This is a genomic window from Streptomyces gobitricini, assembly GCF_039532985.1.
In the GTDB taxonomy this organism is placed as follows: Bacteria; Actinomycetota; Actinomycetes; order Streptomycetales; family Streptomycetaceae; genus Streptomyces; species Streptomyces gobitricini.
Window position 1 is genome coordinate 92,263 of sequence record NZ_BAAASR010000024.1, and the last position, 21,614, is coordinate 113,876.

The window sequence follows — 21,614 nt, forward strand, 5'->3', positions numbered from 1 at the left end:
GGTCAGCGGTCCCCCTCGCGGCTGTGGTCGGCGTACTGGGCCCGGATGCCGGCACGCCACCGCTGGTAGTGGCCGGTACCGGTGGCCTCGGGTCCGAGCGAGGCGAGCGAGCGGTCGGTCCAGCCGGCCGCGACCTCGAAGGTGGCCCCGGTCAGGGTGAGCGCGGCCTCCGCGGTGTGCCCGGGTACGAGCCCGGACGCCTGGTGCGCCTTGCAGGCGAAGGCGGCGCCCTGGGCGAGGTCCGGGTGGTGCTCTCCGCTCAGCCGGGCGAGGCGCCGCAGCTCCTGGGGCGTGGCGCCGCCGGCGTACGTGGCGGCGAGTCCGGCGCCGCTCCACAGGTCACCGCGCCGCTCCGCCGGGAACTCGGCGATCCGCAGCGCGATGCCGTCCGGGTCGGCGCACTCGTGGAACCACAGCGCCCGGCCCAGGCCCTGGTCGCGGATGGCGCGCTCGTCGGGGGTCAGCCCGCGCTCGACGCACTGCCGTCCGATGACCCGGTCGGGGTGGAAGAACCCCTGGTGGAAGCCGTATCCGTCCCAGACGAGCCAGCACTGGGGCGGGCTCACGCCGGGGGTGCCGCTTCGTGACGGCCGCAGCCCGAGCCGTGCGTAGGCCCAGCCCGCGCCGACCTGGGCGAGGTGCGGGTAGCGGGCGGCGGGGCCGTCGAGCAGGGCGGCGAACCGGCGGCCGCGCGAGGCCGTGAGCAGGTCCAGCACGCCGCAGGCCATACCGGCGCCCTCGTAGGCGAATCCACGCCGCTCCTCGGGCAGGCGGTCCACCTCCGCGGTCAGTTCGGACAGGGCGCGGGTGCGCAGGGCGGCGTGGAAGCCGCAGAGGAAGGCCTGTCCGGCGGCCTGGAGGATGTCGCGCGCGGGCCCGGGGCGGAGCCGGAAGCGGCGTACGCCGAAGTCGATCTGAGCGGTGTCCTGGCGCAGCAGGGGAATGACGACGCGGCGCAGGGGGCGGGGCACCACGGAAGGCGATGACGAGAAGGAGGAAAGCATGTCAGCCGGGCTCCTGTTTTCTCTGAGCTTGGGCGATAGCGCGTTCCATGAGGGCGATCATCAGGTACGGCTTGGCGACGGCCTGGAAATCGAGATCGGGGCCGAGGGAACGGACCGTGCCCTCCAGAACCAGCAGCGACAGAATGGGAAAGGCGAATTGCGGGTCGGCGTAGAGGCCGTGGCGGCGCTGGAGGGCGAAGAGCCGGACGGCGAAGTCCATGAGGTCGAAGGTGGCGGTGGTCGCTCCCCCGCAGGAGTCGACGAGGGCGGCGAGGTCGCGCCGGAACGCGGCGGTGTCGGTGTCCCGGCCGGGGCGGGCGGTGGAGAGCACGATGTCGGCGCAGGTCTTTCCGTCGCCGAGGCTCATCGCGTGGAAGAAGTCGGTGAACTTGTCCCGTGCGTGCGGGGTCAGGCGCACGGTGAACCCGGCGTCGACGATGGTCACGGCGCTGCCGGGCCCGCAGACGAGGTTGCCGGGGTGGAGGTCGCAGTGGACGAAGCCGTCGAGGAAGAGCATGTGGTAGGCGGCGCGCAGCGCGGTGACGGCGGCCCGTTCGCCGTCCGTCCCGTCGGCCGGCCGCCGGTGCAGGTCGTCGAGGTACTCCATGACCAGGATCTCGGGGCCGCACAGTTCCTCGTACACGGCCGGGACCCGTACGTGCGGCTCCTCGGCCAGGTTCTCCTTCAGGAAGCGGAGGCTTCGCCGCTCGCGGTGGAAGTCGAGCTGTCCGCGCAGGGACCGGGCGAGCTGCCCCATGATGTCGGCCACCGGGACGCCGCGCAGCGGTGGAAGCGGGGCGGCCAGCCGCGTGAGGGCCGACATGATGGCCAGGTCGGTGGTCAACTGGCGTGCGACGCCCGGCCGGCGGACCTTGAGGGCGACGGTGCGGCCGTCGGTGAGGTCCGCCCGGTAGACGCAGGCGATGGTGCCCGCGGCCACCGGGCGGCGTGCGGCGAGGGTGGGACCGTCGTCCCGCAACAGGCGCCTCAGCTCGGGGCCGAGGTGCCGTAGTCCCTCGCCGAGCGGGAGCGGGCGCACCCGGTCGTGCAGGGTGCTCAGCACCCGGGCGACGTGAGGGGGGACCACGTCGGCGCGGGTGCCGAGGATCTGGGCGGCCTTGACGAACGCCGGCCCGAGGGCGGTGACCGTGTCCAGGAGCCAGGCGTCGCGCCGGGGCGCGAAGTCCTTTCCGCCCGGCGCCAGGAAGCAGCGGAGGGCGAGGCCGCCCAGGATGGCCAGCCGGACCGTCAGGATGAGACAGACCCGCAGAGTCCGTACGACACCGGCGGCGACCGCCACCTTCGGATCGTCGGCATGGCTCATCGGACACCCCCGCCCCCACCGTCACCGGTTCCGGTTCAGCCGCCGACCCGGACGGGGAACTTGTCGATCGTGGCGACGACCTGGTCGGTGTCCGGGTGAACCAGCTTGATCGGGTTCTCCAGCCGGTAGAAGTCCCCGTCCGGCGGGAACTTGCTGAGCTCCGGGCTGAGGAGCTTCGCGGGCTCCTTGGTCCGCAGGACCAGCGGCTCCGGCCTGGCGCCCTGGCTGCCGCCTTCGCCGGGCGGCCGCTCGATGGTCAGCTTGAAGGACAGGAACATCGTCGCGCTGAGCTTCGGCGGGAAGTGCTGGACGATGTTGAGGAGGCTGTCCGGCGTCGCCTCCATGTTCTCCTGCTCGATGGTGATGCGGCCCAGCTCCGGGTGGTCGGCCTCCACCTTGTGGCCGATCACCTTGAGCACGACGGCCTTGTGGGGCGGCTCGCTGGGGTGGGTCTCCACCCGGACCTTGATCCCGCCCTTGAACTCGACGTTCACGAGGGCGGTGCGGATCTTGAGCGGCACGTTCGCCGCGTAGCAACTACAGGGGATTTCGGCGCCGATGGACGGCAGCACGGTGGCCGTGGTCACGATGAAAAACCTCCGAACATTACTCGGGGTGTGTGTGGGGTGCACTTCTGACATTCCCACGTGCCGCCATTCGGACCATTTCCGCCGTCATATTCACCCATCCGGGTGGCCGATCGGCCGGAGCAAGGTGGTGCGCCGGTATTTTCGGGGGGCGCCCGCTCAAAATCCGGATGCGATTTTCCGATGAATTCCCTCTGCCATTGGCAAGAATGCGCCAGAAAAGGGTCGGCCAATGATGGACGGCCCGGCGCGATCAGCTCTCGTCGAGCCGGCGACCGCGCGTCTCGGGAGCGAGGAAGACGAATGCCACCGCCGCCAGGGCGAGCGGCACCGCGGCCACCAGCGCCGTGACCTCCATGGGCGGCACGGCCGCCGTCCCCACCGCCAGCGCCAGGACGAGCACCCCGCCGGCCTTGCTCACCCCGGCCGCCCAGCCGGTCCCCCGGGACCTGAGCGCGGTCGGGTACACCTCGGAGCTGTACGCGGCCACCACCGCCGCGGTCGCGCTGATCCCCCACAGCGGGACGAACAACAGCAGCCGCATCAGCGACTCGTCACCGGCGACCGTCTCGCCGGCCACCGCCAGCACCACCAGCGCCCCCGCCGCCGACCCCGCCACGACGACCGCCGTGCGGCGGCTGCTCCACAGCCCGTACAGCAGCGCGGTCAGCACGTTGAGCGGCAGGCTGATCAGTGCGCTGTCCCGCAGGATGCGGGCCGACGACGCCTCCAGGTACCCCACCCGCCCCAGATTGACGGGCAGCCACATCTGGAACCCGTACGTCAGCAGCCCGGCGCCCGTCGCCAGCAGCGTCAGCACCGCCGTACGGCTGCCGAACCCGCGGCCCCACAGCCGGAGGTGCCCCGGCACGTCACCCGGCGGGACGGGCCCGGGTCCGGACCCGGGCCCGTGGGCGGACCCGTGGGCGGACCCGGACAGAAGCGCGGACCCGGCCCCGGACCCGGGCGCATCCCCGGGCGCATCCCCGGGCCCGGCCCCGGACACAAGCGCGGGCGCGGACCCGGACACCGGCACGGGGCCGGAGACGGGCGACACCACGGTCGAGCCGTACCGCCGCAGCAGCTCGCGGGCCTGTTCCTCCCTGCCGGTGGCGAGCAGGAAGCGCGGCGACTCCGGGATCCAGTGGTTCAGCACCAGCAGCAACAGCCCCGTCGGCAGCCCCACCAGCCACAGAGCGCGCCAGCCGAACTCCGGGGTGAGGACCGCCGCCAGCCAGCTCGTCAGGGCGTACGCGACGGTGACGTTCCCGCCGATCAGCACCATCAGCCAGCCACGGTGCCGACGCGGCACCGTCTCCGCCATCAGGGTGAACGCGATGGGGATCATGCCGCCGGCCGCCATGCCCATCACAAAACACATAAGTACGTTCCACCAGAAGCCGGGCATGGCCCCGCAGACGGACGTGGTGGCGAAGAGCACGCCCGCCAGCAGGATCGAGTTCCGCCGTCCGATCCGGTCGCCGAGCCCCGCCCAGACGAACGAGCCCACCATCGTCCCGGAGATCCCGGCCAGTGGCAGCCACGCCACCGACACGGCACCGCCCGGGCGCAGGGGTGAGGCCAGACCGTACTCGGCGGCCACTCCGGGGACGACGAGGGAGAGGGTCAGCGGCTTCATGACGTCGATGGTCACGGCCAGCGACAGCACGATCAGCAGCATGACGTGGGCCGGCCGGAGTCCGGCGTCGTCGTCGGCGCGCACCCTCACCGCCGCCGCCTCCCGGCGCAGTGCCTCGGCGCGCGGCGGCCACAGTCCCACCAGCACGGCCCCCACCCCGCACACGATCAGCGCCATGCCCGCCACCATGGCCGGGTCGGGAGCCATCCCGGCCATGCGGTACCCCATGTGCCGCGCGTGCAGGAACATCGGCAGGTGCAGCACCGTGCCCGCCGTTCCGGCGGCCACCCCGGCCCAGAACCACACCGGGCGGGGGAACCCGCCCCCGGTCTCCGCCCACGGTCCGCTCTTCACGTCGTCCACCCCCTGTTTCCCGAAGGACTCGCGGCACGCCGGAGGACCGGCACGCCGCACGGAAACACCTCGCGCCGGAGCGGCCGGGCCCCGTCTCCTCCCCGGGGCGGGGCCGCCCTACGCCGAACGGCCCAGACGGGATCGGTTCGCCGGACGATGCCCGGCACCCGCTCCGGCGGCAGGCTGTGTGGCGCGCGGCTCGTCGCCCTCCACGAGGGGAGAGGGCGACGAGCCGCGGTACGCCGTCGGTCAGGTCAGCGCATCAGGACGCCCGCGCCCTCACCGGTCGCCTCCGTGGGCAGCGCGACCAGCCCGAGGTCGGCGCCCGCCGCCAGCAGGCGGTGCGTCGGCAGTATCCGGACCGTGTACCCGAACGGGCCCGTCCGGTCGAGGGTGAGGGGGCCCTCGTAGACCCAGCGTCCCTGCTGGTCCGGTCCGCCCGCCGGTTTCAGCGGCACCGTCTGGGCGTCCCGGAGCCGGTCGTCGGTGTCGACGCGGCCCGCGACCGCCTGGACCTCGACGTCCTCCGGCTGGAGGTCCCCGAGGGCGACCCTGACCCGCAGCGCCAGGGTGGAGCCGAGCTCGGCGACGCCGCTGGCCTCGTCCACCTCGACGTGGTCGACCGCCACGCGCGGCCACGCGGCGCGCACCCTGGCCTTCCACCCGGCGAGTTCACGGGCCGCGTCGGTGGTCAGCGACCGGTGGGCGAGCGCGGCCGGGGCGTACAGCCGCTCGACGTACTCCCGCACCATCCGCCCCGCCAGCACCTTGGGGCCCAGATTGGCGAGCGTACGGCGGACCATCTCGACCCACCGCTCCGGCAGCCCGTTCGCGCCCCGGTCGTAGAAGCGGGGCGCGACGCGCTTCTCGATCAGCTCGTACAGCGCGTTCGCCTCCAGGTCGTCGCGCCGGTCCTCGTCCATGGCCGGACCGTCGGCGGTCGGGATGGCCCAGCCGAAGTCCGGCTCGTACCACTCGTCCCACCAGCCGTCCAGGACGGACAGGTTGAGGCAGCCGTTGAGGGCCGCCTTCATGCCGGACGTCCCGCACGCCTCCAGGGGGCGCAGCGGGTTGTTCAGCCACACGTCGCACCCCGGGTACAGCTTCTGGGCCATGCCCATGCCGTAGTCGGGCAGGAAGACGATCCGGTGGCGTACGCGCGGGTCGTCGGAGAACCGCACCAGCTCGCGCACCAGCCGCTTGCCGCCGTCGTCCGCCGGGTGGGCCTTGCCCGCGACGACGATCTGCACCGGCCGCTCCGGGTGGAGCAGCATCTCCGTCAGCCGGTCCCGGTCCCGCAGCATCAGCGTCAGGCGCTTGTACGAGGGGACCCGGCGGGCGAAGCCGATGGTCAGGATGTCGGGGTCCAGGACCCCGTCGATCCAGCCCAGCTCGGCCGAGCCCGCGCCCCGCTGCCGCCAGGAGGCGCGCAGCCGGGTCCGTACCTCCGTCACCAGCTGTTCCCGCAGCTCGCGGCGGAGGTCCCAGATCTCGGAGTCGGCGATCTCGCCGACGGCGTCCCACCGCTGGGAGCCGCCGACGCTCAGGGCGTCCTCGGCGCGCTGGGTACCGATCCTGCGCGCGCCGAGCCGGAACACCTCGGGCGCCACCCAGGTCGGCGCGTGGACACCGTTGGTGATGGAGGTGATCGGCACCTCGTCGGCGTCGAACCCGGGCCACAGCCCGGCGAACATCCCGCGGCTGACGGCGCCGTGGAGGGTGGAGACGCCATTGGCGCGCTGGGCCAGGCGCAGTCCCATGACGGCCATGTTGAAGAGGTTGGGCTCGCCGCCGGGGTAGGTCTCCAGACCGAGCTGGAGGACGCGCTCGACGTCGACGCCGGGCAGCTCCGCGCCGTCGCCGAAGTGGCGGGCGACGAGCTCACGGTCGAACCGGTCGATGCCGGCCGGGACGGGGGTGTGGGTGGTGAAGACCGTGCCCGCCCGGACGGCCTCCAGGGCGGCGTCGAACTCGACGCCCTCCTCGCTCAGTTCCCGGATGCGCTCCAGACCGAGGAAACCGGCGTGCCCCTCGTTGGTGTGGAACACCTCGGGCGCGGGGTGGCCGGTGAGCTCGCAGTACGCGCGTACCGCCCGGACACCTCCTATCCCCAGCAGCATCTCCTGGAGCAGCCGGTGTTCGCTGCCGCCGCCGTAGAGCCGGTCGGTGACGTCCCGCTCGGAGGGGCCGTTCTCCTCGACGTCCGAGTCGAGCATGAGCAGGGGCACCCGGCCGACCTGCGCCACCCAGATGTGGGCGTGCAGGCAGCGGCCGGCCGGCAGGGCGAGGGAGACCCGGACGGGGCTGCCGTTCGGCTGCCGCAGCAGGCTGACGGGCATCTCGTTGGGGTCCAGGAGCGGATAGTGCTCCTGCTGCCAGCCGTCCCGGGAGAGCGACTGGCGGAAGTAGCCGTGGCGGTACAGCAGACCGACGCCGATCAGCGGTACGCCGAGGTCGGAGGCGGCCTTCAGGTGGTCGCCCGCCAGGATGCCGAGGCCGCCGGAGTACTGGGGCAGGGCGGCGGTGACACCGAACTCGGGCGAGAAGTAGGCGACGGCGGCGGGCAGGTCGCCGTCCGGGAGCGAATGGTTCTGGTACCAGCGGCGGCCGCGCAGGTAGTCGTCGAGGTCGTCGGCGACGGCGGTGAGGCGGCGCAGGAAGCGCCGGTCGCGGGCGAGCTCGGCGAGCCGGGTCCCGGACACGGAGCCCAGCAGCCGGACGGGGTCGCAGCCGGCCGCCCGCCACCCCTCTGGGTCGACGGCCTGGAACAGTTCACGGGTCTCGGCGTGCCAGGACCAGCGCAGGTTGCGCGCGAGGTCGCTGAGCGGCCGCAGGGGGTCGGGGAGGACGGGGCGCACGGTGAATCGACGGATTGCCTTCACGTGTTCCACCTTCGCAGGGCAGGTACGTATCGGGGCGGACACACGGGCGTCGTACGCCCGCCTTCACCCTTCGACGTTATCGGCACGCCGCCCTCCGCAACCACGGCGCACTCAGGGGGGCGCGTTCACGGCGCGTTCACCGGGACCGCGTACGGGGAGCCCGCGTTGACGGTCTCCGGGTCGAACGCGCCGGTCGCGGCGTACCGTGCGGCGATTTCACGCCGTTCTCGCGGCGGGATCACGTCATCGATGTGCGTGAAGCCGCCGGGGGCGCGCTGGTGGGCCAGATTGATGACGACTTCGGGGCCGAGGCGCCGGTTGGCGCGCTGAAGCTCCGTCATCGCGGGCCGCCGGTCCGCCTCGTAGGCGGCGAGGGCGTCGGCCGGGTCGGCGTGCCGGGACATGGCGTGGGCGAGGGCCCGGCCGTCGATGATCGACTGGGTGGCGCCGTTGGAGCCGATCGGGTACATCGCGTGGGCGGCGTCGCCGATCAGGGTGGTGCGGCCGTGGCTCCAGCGCGGCAGGGGCTCACGGTCGACCATGGGGTACTCGAAGGCCGCGCCGGAGGCGCACAGCACCTCGGGGACGCTCACCCCGTCGAACTCCCAGCCTTCGAAGTGGCGGAGGAAGTCCGTCACCGGTACGGCCCGGTTCCAGTCCCCGCGCGCGGCGGCGGCGATGCTGTCGGCGGGCATCGCCAGCGCCCAGTTGACGAGGACGTCCCCGGCGGGCCGCTCGGCCATCGGGTAGACGACCGCCTTCCGCCGGTCGTCGCCCGCGACGAGCATGAACGTTCCGGCCCGGCGCCGGTCGATCCAGGAGGCGCCGCGCCACACCAGCATGCCGTTCCAGGGCGGCTCGCCCTCGCACGGGTTCAGCGCGGCGCGGACCGTGGAGCGGATGCCGTCGGCACCGATCAGGACGTCCGGCTCCAGCGACGCCCGGCCGCCCATGGCGCCCTCGCGGTGTTCGAGGCGCACGCGCGGGCGTCCGTCGGCGCGCTCCTCCACGCCCGTCACCCGGACTCCGGTGACGATCGCGGAGCGGCCGAGCCGGTGGCGTACCGCGTCGGCGAGGACGCGCTGCAGGGTGCCGCGGTGGATGGAGAGCTGGGGCCAGTGGTATCCGGCGCCCAGCCCGCGCGGCTCGCGGGAGATCAGCCCGCCGGAGCGGTGGTAGTAGCGCAGTTCCCGGGTGCGTACGGCGTCGGCCTCGAGGTCGTCGAGGAGCCCCAGCGCGTCGAGTTCGCGGACGGCGTTGGGCATGAGGTTCAGCCCGGCGCCGACCGGCTGGATCTCGCGGGCCGCCTCCACGACGGTGACGTGGCGGAACCCGGCGGCGTGCAGCGCGAGCGCGGCGGTCAGTCCGGCGACTCCACCGCCGGCGATGAGGACGTGCGGGGTCATCGTCGCCCCCTCACGCGGCGGTGGGGCGCGGTCGCCTCGTGGACTGGCGCACCAGCGTCTCGTTGTCGCGGGTCAGGTCGAGCACCGAACGCAGCAGCGCGACGGGGGCGCCGCCGCTGCCCTCGTCGTACAGCCGCAGGTCGTCGCTGTAGGCCTTGCGGGCGATGCCTATGTGGCGGGCGCGGAACGTCTTGAGGATCCTCAGCACCCGCGCCAGCGAGTGGGCCGAGGCAAGGAGCTGGGGCGGCAGCCGGTGGACGGTCTCCCAGCTGAGCGCGGCGGACAGTTTGCTGACGGCGGAGACGCCGCCCTTGTGGGTGGCGTGGAAGGCCCGCCACGACGGGAGGCTGTACTCGACGGATTCGGCGAGGAAGGCGTCGTAGCCGGGGTGGGGGCGGTCGCACTGCCAGACCGTCAGGTCGACGAGCCAGAGGGGCACCTGGGCGGCGGCCGGGCCGAGGTAGTCGCGGCCGGCGACGTCGACCTCCTCGAAGTAGGGGCGCAGGGTGCGGGCGAAGTAGGACGGTGAGACGTTGTCGATGGTGAAGTCGATGGAGTCCACCATGGCCTGGACGTGCTGTGCGGTGCGGTCCAGGGTGAGGGCGAAGCCCGGGTCGTACGGTTCGAGGCGGGCCAGCTGGCCGCAGGTGTCGAGGGCGGCGACGAGGCTGGGGAAGACCATCCGGACGGCCTCCTGGAGGTGGGCCTCCATCTCGTGGCCGGTGTACATCCGCTGACGGGGGCCGAGCGGGTTCCAGGTCGTGTAGTGGTGCACGGTGTCCCGGGGCACCATGTCGGTGCGCCGGGCCAGTTCCTCCAGCACGGGAAGGACCTCGGGGACGGCGGCGACCGGCTGGACGCCGTGCCGTTTGAGGGAGCCGAGCAGCATGCCGAGGTCCCGCATCGCGGCGAGCGCCTCGATGACGCACCACTCGGCGACCCGGTCGAGGTCGGGTACGAGGGTGCGCAGGGCGATGGTGAGCGCGGGTACGTCGGCGTCGCGGTTCATCGCGGGGAGCGCGGCGAGCAGCGCGTCGGCGCCGAGCGGGTCGGCGCCGCGTATCTCGGTGATGCGGTAACGCGGTTCGGCGCAGGTATCGAGACACGGCGCGACAAGGTCGTACAGGGTCAACGGGATGCCCCCCTCGGGCAGTGTGGGTTCGGGAGTGGCGCGGTGTCCGCGGGTCAGGCGGTCACCGCGGGTCGCCCACCCGGTCCTGGCGTGGCGGCGCCGGTGCGGGCGCGGGCAGGCTCAGTCGCACGGACAGCAGTGCGGCCGCGGCGGCGAACGCGGCGCCGACGAGCAGCGCCGCTTGGTAGCCCGCGGTTTCGGCCTGGGGTGTGGCCGTGCCGGTGCGGGTGGTGGCCACGGCCACGAGGACGGCCAGGCCCAGGACGGACCCGAACTGCTGGCTGGTGTTGATCAGCCCGGAGGCCAGGCCGGTCTCCTCTGGCGCGGCCTCTGCCGTGGCGGCCACATTGGTGGTGACCATGACCAGCGGCAGGGCGGCACCCAGCACGAGGCTGGGTGCGAGGACGGTGGTGGTGAAGGTGCCCTCGGCGCGCAGGGCCAGGGCGAGCCAGACCATGCCCGCGAGCAGCAGCCCGAAGCCGAGGGTCATGGTCCGGCCGAGGCCGAGGCGGAGGATCAGGCGGCCGGTCAGCGGTGCGGTGGCGACGACGACCAGGGACAGCGGGAGCAGGCCGAGGCCGCCGGTGAGCGGCGAGTGGTCCAGCACGCGCTGGAGGTAGAGGCTGACCAGGAAGAACATGGGGAACAACGCCATCTGGGCGAGGGCACTGAGCACGTTGGCGAGGCGCAGCGCGGGCCGCCGGGCCACGGCGGGCGGCACCAGGGGCCGGGCGGCGCGGGTCTGTACGAGGGCGAAGCCGGCGAGCAGCGCGAGCCCGGCGGCGCCCGCGAGGGGGCTGCGCCCGACGAGCGCGTAGGCGACGAGGCCGAGGCCGCCGGTGGCGGTGAGCGCGCCGAGCAGGTCGAACCCGCGCTCGGGGCGGCGTGTCCCGCCGTCGAGGAGGCGGGGGGCGAGGGCGCCGAGCACCGCGGCGACGATCACGTTCAGCCAGAAGGTGGAGCGCCAGCCGAGCAGGTCGGTGAGTACCCCGCCCAGTACGGTGCCGAGGACGCCGCCGAGTCCGCCCATCGCGGCGAAGGCGCCGAGCGCCTTGTGCCGGGCGGGGCCGTCCGGGTAGAGGAGCAGCAGCAGGGCGAAGGCGGCGGCGGCCGCGAGTGCCGCCCCGACGCCCTGCGCGGCGCGGGCGGCGACGAGCGCGCCGGTGGACTGTGCGAGGCCGCCGGCGGCGGAGGCGGTGGCGAGGAGCGCGAGCCCGCCGGCGAACAGCCGCCGGTGGCCGAGGAGGTCGGCGGCGCGGCCGCCGAGGAGGAGCAGCCCGCCGAAGGTGATGAGGTAGGCGTTGGCCACCCACGAGAGTCCCTCGGAATCCGTCCCGAGGTCCTCGCCGACGGACGGCAGCGCCACGTTGACGATCGCCGTATCCATGATCATCAACAGCTGTGTGGCCGCCAGCAGCGCCAGCGCGCCGCGCCGGGTCCCGGGCGACCCCTTCATCGACGGCTCCCGCGCGCCGCGCCGGACCGGGCGGGCCCGGACGCCGGGAACCCGCGCCCCGCCGGGAACCCGCGCCCCGCCGGGCCGCCGGACGCGGCCGTCCCGCGCGCCGGGCGGCACGCGCGGGCACCCGCGCCACGGCCGCAGTGCCAGCCGGGGTCGCTCGCGCCACGGCCACGGAGCCTTCCTCCGGCCGCCGCCCGCGCCACGGTCCCGGCCGGAGGGCGCGGAGGTCGGACCGCGCGTCCGCCCCGGGCGCACTGCCCCGGGTCCGCCGCGCGCAGCCGGGCCGGCGCCGTCATCGGGCACCTCCGAGGCCGTAACCGTCCAGGCAGGCCTGGGCGAGCGCCTCGCAGGCGGGGCCGTCGCCCTCCCAGGCCTGCTGGGTGAGGTAGACGTGCGGGGCACCGTGGTAGAAGCGTTCGTACTGCTCGTGACGTCCGGCGAACTCCGAACCGAGCGCGTCCCAGGCGAGCTTCAGCAGCTTGACGCGGTCCTCGGCCGGGGTGCCGGGCGAACGGATGTACTTGCGGACCAGCGGGCCCAGCTCCGGGTGGAGCAGATCCTCGCCCGACGCGGGCAACTGGATGACACCACCGCCCATCAGCAGCTTGATCTCCTGGACGGCCTGCGGATACAGCTCACCGGCCATGATGCGCTGCGCGAAGGAGATGTCCTTGCCGGGCGCGACGCCGCCGCGGCCGCCGTCGACCTCCTCGTACGACGCCTCGGCCGCCAGCACGAACGCCTTGGCCTGCGCGACGCGGCCGAGGAGACGGCCGACGGCCTGGGTGACGGGCGGCAGCGCGTAGGTGTTGTTGGCCCTGGTGACCAGGATCGCGACGCCGGTGAGGAACTCCAGCTTGGTCCAGAACCGGGTGGCGGCCTGGTGGACGAAGTTCAGGTACGCGGGGGTCTGCCACCACATCCGGAACGACACGTCGACGTTCCGGTAGGCGAGCACCCGCTCCCACGGCACGAACACGTCGTCGCACACGAGCAGGGCGTCGTTCTCGTCGAAGCGGGAGGAGAGGGGGTTGTCGAAGACGCTGCGCGCCTGCGCCTCGTACGACGTGCGGGAGACGAACTTCAGCCCCGGCGTGTCGACGGGGACGGAGAAGCACACCGCGTGCTCGACGTCCTGCGGGGCGAGCGGCTCGATCGTGCCGACGATCACCTCGTTGCCGAAGACGGCGGCGGTGCCGATCATCTTGGCGCCGCGCACCACGATCCCGCCGTCCTTCTCGGCGACGACCCGCACCACCAGGTCGTCCTCCTCCTGCTCGGAGGCGGACCGGGTGCGGTCGATCTGCGGGTTGGTGATGGTGAAGGTCGGGTACAGGTCGCCCTCGGCGAGCCGCCGGTGGTACGCGAGGGCGGCGGCGGAACCGTCGTACGTCTCCGTCGCGAACAGGGACGGCAGGGCCGCGAAGCCCGCCGCGCCGCCCGCCATGTAGTCGGGCGTGCGGCCCAGGAAGCCGAAGCTCGCCTCCGCCCACACCTTGTACGCCTCACGGCGTGCGACGAGGTCCCCGTACGAACGCGGGATCGCGTAGGCGCGGTGGACCCCGCCCTGGGTGAGGACCGGGGTGTGCTCGGAGTCGTGCGCCAGGTCGTACAGGCGGGCGATCGAGGCGGCGGTGTTGCGGAACGCCGGGTGCGAGGTGATGTCCTCGACCCGCTCCCCGTCGATCCATATCTCCCGGCCGTCGCGCAGCGACGCCAGATACTCCTGACCGGACCTCGTCACCGTTTCTCCTCCTGCGAACGTCATTACCGCAGGAGAGCCTCTCCGTTGGTCCACACCTTCGGCAATGAACGTCCGTCCAATGGTCCTTAAGAACCGGCCAGCCCGCGTCCGGAAACCATTACGCGGCGCTCGCCCCACCCGCCCGGTACTCACCCGGAGTGACGCCGAACCATTTGCGGAAGGCAAGGTGGAAACCGACCGCGCTCTGGTAGCCGACCCGCTCCGGCACCGCCGACTGCGGCAGGGACGTCTCCCCGAGCAGCCGCGCCGCCTCCTGCATGCGCCGTCCGGTCAGGTGCCGCGCCGGCGCCTCGCCGACCAGGGCGCGGAACGCGGCCGTGAAGGCCGAGCGGGACATCCCCACCTCGCGGGCGAGCGACTCGATGGTCCACGGCTCGGCGAACCGGGTCGCGATCATCACCAGGGCACGGCTGACACCCGGGTGGCGCAGGACCGGCAGCGAGGCCGGGTTCTCGGCGAACTCACGGAGCAGCGGGCGCAGCGCGAGCACCAAAGCCATCTCGAAGGCCCGCAGCGTGATCAGCCGGTCGCCGGGACCGATGGGCCGGTCGGGGGCGGCGAGCAGCCGCAGGGTGTCGCGCAGCAGCGGTTCGCGGTCGACCTGTGAGCCGTCCAGCACCAGGGCCCAGGGCAGCGCCTTGTACAGGCCGGTGGCGGCGCTGGCGTCGTAGTGCAGCCCGGCGCAGAGCAGCCGGCTCTCCGGCCCCGTGCCGCCGATGCGGATCTCGCCGGAGGTGCCGGGCTGGCGCTCGGGCAGGACCGCCTTGAGCGGGACGCCCTGCCGGCCGGGCCGGTCGGAGAGCCGGTGCGCGGTGCCGGTGGGGAAGACGGCCAGGTCACCGGCGTGCAGTTCCTGCGGCGGCTGGCCTTCGGCGGTGATCCAGCAGCCGCCCTCGACGATGTAGTGCAGGACGGCGCAGCTCTGCTCGGCGTCGCCTTCGATCGCCCAGGGGGTGCGGACGTGCCAGCGGCTGTCGAAGACGCCGGTGAGGCGCAACGGTTGCAACAGCTCACTGAGGAGGTCGTCGTTCCGGTCGTCGTTCCCGGTTTCGGTGCGCACGGTGTCCATGGACGATCCTTCAACCCCCGCCCCGAATTGTTAATTGATCGGCCAAAGCCGCCGCCGCCAGCCTGAGAGGAGCCGTCATGGCAGCAGTCACACCCTATCGAAGGGCCAATCAGGCATATGTCGGAGCCAATGTCCGAGCAGAATCAGATGCGGGTAGCAGTGGTCGGCGCGACCGGTTTCCAGGGGGGTGCGGTCGCCCGTCTGCTGACGGAGCGTGACCACCGGGTGCGCACCCTCTCCCGGCGCCCCGAGAGCGACCGGCCCCCGCTGCCCGGCGTCTCGTGCGCCAGAGGAGACCTGGGCGACGCCGAGGCGGTACGGCAGCTGTTCACGGGTGCGACGCACGCCGCGGTGGTGATGCCGCTGGTGTACGAGGCGAAGCGGGTGCGCACCTACGCCCGGAACATCGCCGAGGCGGCCGTGGAGGCCGGGGTGCGGCGGCTGGTCTACAACGCCAACACCCGCGTCCCGCGCGACGCCACCGAGGTGGCGGCGTTCGAGACGCGCCGGATCGCCGAGGAGGAGCTGCGGGAGAGCGGCGTACCGCTGGTGGTGCTGCGTCCGCCGGTCTACCTGGACAACCTCTTCAGCCCGTGGAACGGCCCGGCGCTGGTCAACGAGGGGGTCCTCGCCTATCCGCTGCCGGCCGACGTGCCGGCGGCCTGGCTGTCGCACCGGGACCTGGCCCGGGCGGTCCACGCGGCGCTCACCGTGCCGGGGCTGGAGGGGCGGACGTACGACATCGGCGGGGCGCGGGCCCTGACGGGAGATGAGCTGGCGGAGGAGTTCGGCAAAGGGCTGGGGCGCGTGGTGCGGTACCGGGCGCTGGCGCCGCAGGCCTTCGAACAGGGTCTCGCGCAGGCCGTCGGCCCGGCCGCGGCTGCCGGGGTGGCGGGCATCTACCACTACATGGCGGCGGGCCGGGACCCGCTGCTGCTGGCCGGGGACGACGGCCTGTCGGCCCGGACCCTGTCGGTGACGCCGGCGCCGGTCGACGAGTGGGTGGCGCGCCAGCCGTGGCAGATCTGGGCGAGTGATCCGGAGGAGCGGGGCGCCCAGACGCTCACCTGAACGCCACTTGACACACCCGAGCAGGAACCGGCCTCGATTTTCCACTCGAACGGGGCCGGTTCTCACCGTGTTCACCTACGCCTGAGTAGTTAACAACGCGCCGGATTGCCCACCCGAAGGGTATGGGTAGGGCTCCTCCGGTACCCGCCCACCCGAGTGAACCCGGACAGGAGCGGTGATGCCTGCGCTCTGCCACTCGTCAACGGAGCAAGTACAAAGAGCGATACCCGTTACGCAACCCTCAGGTGATGCCGTGAACTCGCTGATTGGTCGCATTCCCGTTCTCGATGTACGCCCGCTCGTCGACTGCGGCAGAAGGCCCGCCAAGGCGGTGGTCGGCGAAACCTTCCAGATTACGGCCACGGTGTTCCGTGAAGGCCACGACGCCGTGGCCGCGAACGTCGTCCTGACGGACCCGGCCGGACGTCCGGGCCCGTTCACCCCGATGCGGGAACTGGCGCCCGGCACCGACCGCTGGGGCGCCGAGGTCACTCCAACGGCCGAAGGGCGGTGGACGTACACCGTCGAGGCGTGGAGCGACCCGGTCTCCACCTGGCGCCACACCGCCGGTATCAAGATCCCGGCCGGGATCGACTCCGACCTGGTGCTGGCCGAGGGCGCCGCCCTGCACGAGCGCGCCGCCGACGGCGTACCGAAGGGCGAGGGCCGCGAGGCGGTGCTCGCCGTGGTGGACGCCCTGCGGGACGAGCGGCGCTCCGCCGAGGACCGGCTCGCCGCCGCCCTCGGCACCGAGGCGGTCGAGGCGCTGGCCGCCCACCCGCTCCGTGAACTGGTCACCTCCTCCCGGCCGTTGCCGTTGCTGGTGGAGCGCGAGCGGGCACTGTACGGCTCGTGGTACGAGATGTTCCCGCGCTCGGAGGGGGCCAGGGAGATCGACGGGCGGATGGTCTCGGGGACCTTCCGCACGGCCATGGAGCGGCTTCCGGCCATCGCAGCGATGGGGTTCGATGTCCTGTATCTGCCACCCATCCATCCCATCGGCACCACTCACCGCAAGGGCCCCAACAACACCCTGACGGCCGGCCCCGACGACGTCGGCGTGCCGTGGGCGATCGGCTCCCACGAGGGCGGTCACGACGCGGTCCACCCGGATCTCGGCACCATCGAGGACTTCGACGCCTTCGTCGAACGGGCGCGCGAACTGCGGCTGGAGGTGGCGCTGGACTTCGCGCTCCAGTGCTCGCCGGACCACCCGTGGGTGAGGAAGCGCCCGGCCTGGTTCCACCACCGGGCCGACGGCACCATCGCGTACGCCGAGAACCCGCCGAAGAAGTACCAGGACATCTACCCCATCGCGTTCGACCAGGACATGCGGGGCATCGTCCGCGAGACGCTGCGGGTGCTGCGGTTCTGGATGGCCCACGGGGTGCGGATCTTCCGCGTCGACAACCCGCACACCAAGCCCGTGGTCTTCTGGGAGAAGGTCATCGGGGCCATCAACAGGACCGACCCGGACGTGATCTTCCTGGCCGAGGCCTTCACCCGCCCCGCCATGATGCGCACCCTCGGCGCGATCGGCTTCCAGCAGTCGTACACGTACTTCACCTGGCGCAACACCAAGCAGGAGCTGACCGAGTACCTCACCGAGCTGTCCGGCGACGACGCCGCCCTCATGCGGCCGAACTTCTTCGTGAACACCCCGGACATCCTGCCCGGCTACCTCCAGCACGGCGGACGCCCCGCCTTCGAGGCCCGCGCGGTGCTCGCCGCGACGATGTCCCCCACCTGGGGGGTGTACGCGGGGTACGAGCTGTGCGAGAACACCCCGGTACGGGAGGGCAGCGAGGAGTACCTCGACTCCGAGAAGTACCAACTGCGGCCCCGTGACTGGGAGTCGGCGGAGCGCGAGGGCCGTACCATCGCCCCGCTGATCACGAAGCTGAACCGGATCAGGCGCCGCAACGCCGCCCTGCGGCAGCTGCGCTCGGTGCACTTCCACCACGCGGACAACGACGCCGTCCTCGCGTACAGCAAGCGAGCGGGCTCGAACATTGTTCTGACGGTCGTCAACCTCGACCCGCGCCACACCCACGAGGCGACGGTGTCGTTGGACATGCCGGAACTCGGCCTCGACTGGCACGAGACCGTGCCGGTGCGCGACGAGCTCACCGGTGAGACCTATCACTGGGGCAGGGCCAACTATGTGCGCCTCGAGCCGGGTGTCTCGCCCGCGCACATCCTCGTCCTGCGACCGTCCCCGCCGATCGGAGGGTCACCCACATCATGATCGTCAACGAGCCCGTCCACGACACGTTCGAGGACACACCGGCAAAGGACCGTGATCCCGACTGGTTCAAACGAGCCGTCTTCTACGAGGTTCTGGTGCGTTCGTTCCAGGACAGCAATGGCGACGGTGTCGGCGACCTCAAGGGCATCACCGCCAAGCTGGACTATCTGCAGTGGCTCGGGGTCGACTGCCTCTGGCTTCCGCCGTTCTTCAAGTCGCCTCTCCGGGACGGCGGTTACGACGTATCGGACTACACCTCCGTACTGCCCGAATTCGGCGACCTGGCCGACTTCGTCGAGTTCGTCGATGCCGCCCACCAGCGCGGCATGCGAGTGATCATCGACTTCGTGATGAACCACACCAGCGACCAGCACCCGTGGTTCCAGGAATCCCGCAGCGACCCCGACGGCCCCTACGGCGACTACTACGTCTGGGCCGACGACGACAAGCAGTTCCAGGACGCGCGGATCATCTTCGTCGACACCGAGACGTCCAACTGGACCTTCGACCCGGTGCGCAAGCAGTACTACTGGCACCGGTTCTTCTCCCACCAGCCCGACCTCAACTACGAGAACCCGGCCGTGCAGCAGGAGATCCTGTCCGCGCTGCGCTTCTGGCTCGACCTGGGTATCGACGGGTTCCGCCTGGACGCCGTGCCCTACCTGTACCAGCAGGAGAGCACCAACTGCGAGAACCTCCCGGCCACCCATGCCTTCCTCAAGCGGGTCCGCAAGGAGATCGACGCCGCCTACCCCGACACCGTGCTCCTGGCCGAGGCCAACCAGTGGCCGGAGGACGTCGTCGACTACTTCGGCGACTACGCGGCCGGCGGCGACGAGTGCCACATGGCGTTCCACTTCCCGGTCATGCCGCGCATCTTCATGGCGGTGCGCCGGGAGTCCCGCTACCCCGTCTCGGAAATCCTGGCCAAGACCCCGGCGATCCCGGTGAACTGCCAGTGGGGCATCTTCCTGCGCAACCACGACGAGCTGACGCTGGAAATGGTCACGGACGAAGAACGTGACTACATGTACGCGGAGTACGCCAAGGACCCCCGGATGCGCGCCAACATCGGCATCCGGCGGCGGCTCGCCCCGCTGCTCGACAACGACCGGAACCAGATCGAGCTGTTCACCGCGCTGCTGCTGTCCCTCCCCGGCTCGCCGATCCTCTACTACGGCGACGAGATCGGGATGGGCGACAACATCTGGCTGGGCGACCGGGACGCCGTGCGCACCCCGATGCAGTGGACGCCCGACCGCAACGCGGGCTTCTCGTCCTGCGACCCGGGACGGCTGTACCTGCCGACCATCATGGACCCGGTCTACGGCTACCAGGTCACCAATGTCGAGGCGTCCATGGCGTCGCCGTCGTCACTGCTGCACTGGACGCGGCGGATGATCGAGATCCGCAAGCAGAACCCGGCCTTCGGCCTCGGCTCGTACACCGAGCTGCCGTCGTCCAACCCGGCGGTCCTGGCCTTCCTCCGGGAGTACGGCGACGACCTGGTGATGTGCGTGCACAACTTCTCGCGCTTCCCGCAGCCGACGGAGCTGGACCTGCGGCGGTTCAACGGGATGCACCCGGTGGAGCTGATCGGCGGGGTGCGCTTCCCCGCGGTCGGCGAATGGCCGTACCTGCTCACCCTCGCGGGGCACGGCTTCTACTGGTTCCGCCTCCGCAAGGACACCGCGAAGCCGGGCAAGGGCAGAACGGTCACGGAGGCGTCGGTGGCGACGGTGACACCGGGCACGCCCGGCACGGCCACCACCGGCATGGGTGCCAGGACCGGCGCGGCGGCGCCCACCGGCGCGGCGGCCGTGACCGCGCCGGACACGCCGCCCGCCGGGGTGCCAGGGCCTGACGGGGCGGCGCCTGACGGAGGGTCACCGGGCGCGACACCGCCACCGCCGCCCGCGCCGGCCGGGGCGGACCGTCCCGGAGCCGCGGGCCCGGCCGGAGCGGTCCGTCCTCCCGCGGCGCCATCCGCCGCGGGGCCCTCGGGCGGGCGGGACGCGGCCGGAGCGCCGGCGGCGGAGGGCAAGGCCCGCCCCGTGGCGGCCGAACGCCCCGCGGGCCGGGCGGCCGGTAAGAGGTGAGGACATCAGGGCGGGGCGTTTCCGTCGCCCCGCCCTGGGCACTCTCCCCCTCATACGTCGATTCGGGTCTATCTCGACCATCCCCGCCCGACACGTCCCGCACAGCCGGACAGCACTCGCCGCATTCCGGGACACTCTGCACGTTCTGTGCATTTCGTAGTGCCCGGGGAAAGGACGCGCTGCCATGTCGGAGACCGCATCCACCGCCCGGGCCCCGGTCGCCCTGCTCCCCTCACTGGTGCCCCTGCTCCACGACTGGCTCCCACGCCAGCGCTGGTTCGCCGGGAAAGGGCGCCCCGTCACGGGCTTCACTCTCGCCTCGGTGACCGAACTGCTCCCGCTCGACACCACCGGCCCCGGGTTGCTGCACCTGCTCGTGCGGGTCCAGCAGCCCGGGCTCGGCACCGCCGCCCAGCCCGACTGCTACCAGTTGCTGCTGGGCGTCCGGACCAGCCTGCCGCCGCAGCTCGCGCCCGCGCTGATCGGCCGCGTCCCGGACGGCCCACTCGCCGGGCGCACCATCTACGAGGGGCTCCGCGACCCGCGGCTCGCCGCGCTCCTGCTGGAACGATTGCGCACCCCCGGCCCCATGGGCCCGCTGCGGTTCTCCAGGACCGTCGTGATCCCGGAGGGCCTCACCCCGCGTGTGCTCGACGCCGAGCAGTCCAACTCCTCGCTGGTGTACGGCGACGCGTACATCCTGAAGGTGTTCCGCCGGGTCTACCCGGGCGCCAACCCGGACCTGGAGCTGCCGCTCGCGCTCGCCCGCGCCGGCTGCACCCGGGTCCCCGCGCCCGTCGCCTGGTACGAGACCGGCAACGGCCGGCCGGAGGCCAGCACCCTGGGCGTACTCCAGCCGTTCCTGCGCGGGTCCCAGGACGGCTGGCAGCTCGCCCTGGACTCCCTCGCCGCCGGGCGCGACTTCACCACCGAGGCGCGGGCGCTCGGCCGGGCCACCGCCGAGGTGCACACCGCGCTGGCCGACACCCTGCCCACGGTCGCCCTGGGCCGCCCGCAGACCGAGAACCTGGTCCACGGGATGAGCCGTCGGCTGGACGCCGCCGCGCAGGCGGTGCCCGCGCTGATGCCGTACGCCCCCGGGCTGCGCGCCGCGTTCGAGGCGGTCGCCGGGCTGCGGTCGGACAGCCGGCTGTGGCGGGCCCAACGGGTCCACGGCGACCTGCACCTCGGGCAGACCCTGCGCACCCAGGACGGCGACTGGTCGGTGATCGACTTCGAGGGCGAGCCCGCGAAGCCGCTCGCCGAGCGCCGCCGCCCCCAGCCGCCGGTGCGCGACGTGGCGGGCATGCTGCGCTCCTTCGACTACGCGGCCCGCTCCCACCACCCCTGGAACCCGGACTGGGCAGAGCGGTGCAGGGACGCGTACTGCACCGGGTACGCCGAGGCCTCGGGCACCGACCCGCGCGACGAGCCCGCGCTGCTGCGCGCGTACGAGACGGACAAGGCCGTGTACGAGGTGCTGTACGAGGCCCGGCACCGCCCCGACTGGCTCCCGGTCCCGATGGCGGCCATCCGGCGCCTGGCCGCGCAGACCACCACTCCGTGATGTGA

13 protein-coding genes and 1 pseudogene are annotated in these 21,614 nt (G+C 72.6%); 4 read left to right on the top strand and 10 right to left on the bottom strand.

The features are described 5' to 3' along the window. Window positions 1-2 precede the first annotated feature (2 nt). The 10 genes from ABD347_RS21895 to ABD347_RS21940 form a co-directional block, all read right to left on the bottom strand. The gene (locus tag ABD347_RS21895) at window positions 3-1,004 is read right to left on the bottom strand and encodes a DUF1702 family protein (protein WP_344363931.1); all 1,002 of its coding nucleotides are present in this window, start codon (window positions 1,002-1,004) and stop codon (window positions 3-5) included. A gap of 1 nt (window position 1,005) precedes the next feature. Next, window positions 1,006-2,328, bottom strand: coding sequence for an ABC1 kinase family protein (locus ABD347_RS21900; protein ID WP_344363934.1), 1,323 nt, complete (start codon window positions 2,326-2,328; stop codon window positions 1,006-1,008). A gap of 35 nt (window positions 2,329-2,363) precedes the next feature. Beyond that, a complete protein-coding gene (locus tag ABD347_RS21905; RefSeq protein ID WP_344363936.1) occupies window positions 2,364-2,915 on the bottom strand; it encodes a hypothetical protein in 552 nt (183 codons plus the stop codon). A 253-nt stretch (window positions 2,916-3,168) separates the two neighbouring features. Further along, complete coding sequence (locus ABD347_RS21910) at window positions 3,169-4,908, bottom strand: MFS transporter (protein ID WP_344363939.1); 1,740 nt, start codon at window positions 4,906-4,908, stop codon at window positions 3,169-3,171. A gap of 254 nt (window positions 4,909-5,162) precedes the next feature. Then, window positions 5,163-7,790, bottom strand: a complete 2,628-nt coding sequence (glgP, locus tag ABD347_RS21915) for an alpha-glucan family phosphorylase (RefSeq protein ID WP_344363942.1) — start codon at window positions 7,788-7,790, stop codon at window positions 5,163-5,165. A gap of 125 nt (window positions 7,791-7,915) precedes the next feature. Further along, a complete protein-coding gene (locus ABD347_RS21920) occupies window positions 7,916-9,196 on the bottom strand; it encodes an FAD-dependent monooxygenase (protein WP_344363943.1) in 1,281 nt (426 codons plus the stop codon). A gap of 10 nt (window positions 9,197-9,206) precedes the next feature. Beyond that, window positions 9,207-10,328 (bottom strand): monodechloroaminopyrrolnitrin synthase PrnB family protein, encoded by a 1,122-nt coding sequence (locus tag ABD347_RS21925; protein WP_344363946.1) that lies wholly within the window; start codon window positions 10,326-10,328, stop codon window positions 9,207-9,209. Window positions 10,329-10,389: 61 nt separating this feature from the next. After that, window positions 10,390-11,784: an MFS transporter gene (locus tag ABD347_RS21930; RefSeq protein WP_344363948.1), complete on the bottom strand. Its 1,395-nt coding sequence runs from the start codon at window positions 11,782-11,784 to the stop codon at window positions 10,390-10,392. Between the two features lie 298 nt (window positions 11,785-12,082). Then, window positions 12,083-13,534, bottom strand: a complete 1,452-nt coding sequence (locus ABD347_RS21935; protein ID WP_344363950.1) for a 4-hydroxyphenylacetate 3-hydroxylase family protein — start codon at window positions 13,532-13,534, stop codon at window positions 12,083-12,085. A 118-nt stretch (window positions 13,535-13,652) separates the two neighbouring features. Further along, on the bottom strand, window positions 13,653-14,624 hold the full coding sequence (locus ABD347_RS21940) for an AraC family transcriptional regulator (RefSeq protein ID WP_344363952.1): 972 nt from the start codon (window positions 14,622-14,624) through the stop codon (window positions 13,653-13,655). A 129-nt stretch (window positions 14,625-14,753) separates the two neighbouring features. On the opposite strand from ABD347_RS21940, the gene ABD347_RS21945 reads away from it, so the two are divergent. The 4 genes and pseudogenes from ABD347_RS21945 (at window position 14,754) to ABD347_RS21960 (ending at window position 21,609) form a co-directional block, all read left to right on the top strand. Further along, entirely contained in the window at window positions 14,754-15,695 is a 942-nt protein-coding gene (locus ABD347_RS21945; RefSeq protein WP_344363955.1) for an SDR family oxidoreductase, read from the top strand. 262 nt (window positions 15,696-15,957) lie between these two features. Next, on the top strand, window positions 15,958-17,943 hold the full coding sequence (locus ABD347_RS21950; protein WP_344364076.1) for an alpha-1,4-glucan--maltose-1-phosphate maltosyltransferase: 1,986 nt from the start codon (window positions 15,958-15,960) through the stop codon (window positions 17,941-17,943). After that, window positions 17,940-19,631: pseudogene (gene treS / locus ABD347_RS21955) on the top strand (maltose alpha-D-glucosyltransferase); the annotation flags it as partial. The gene ABD347_RS21950 and the pseudogene treS, both read left to right, overlap by 4 nt. Window positions 19,632-20,226: 595 nt before the next feature. Continuing rightward, window positions 20,227-21,609 (top strand): maltokinase N-terminal cap-like domain-containing protein, encoded by a 1,383-nt coding sequence (locus tag ABD347_RS21960; protein ID WP_344363958.1) that lies wholly within the window; start codon window positions 20,227-20,229, stop codon window positions 21,607-21,609. The last annotated feature ends 5 nt before the right edge of the window (window positions 21,610-21,614 follow it).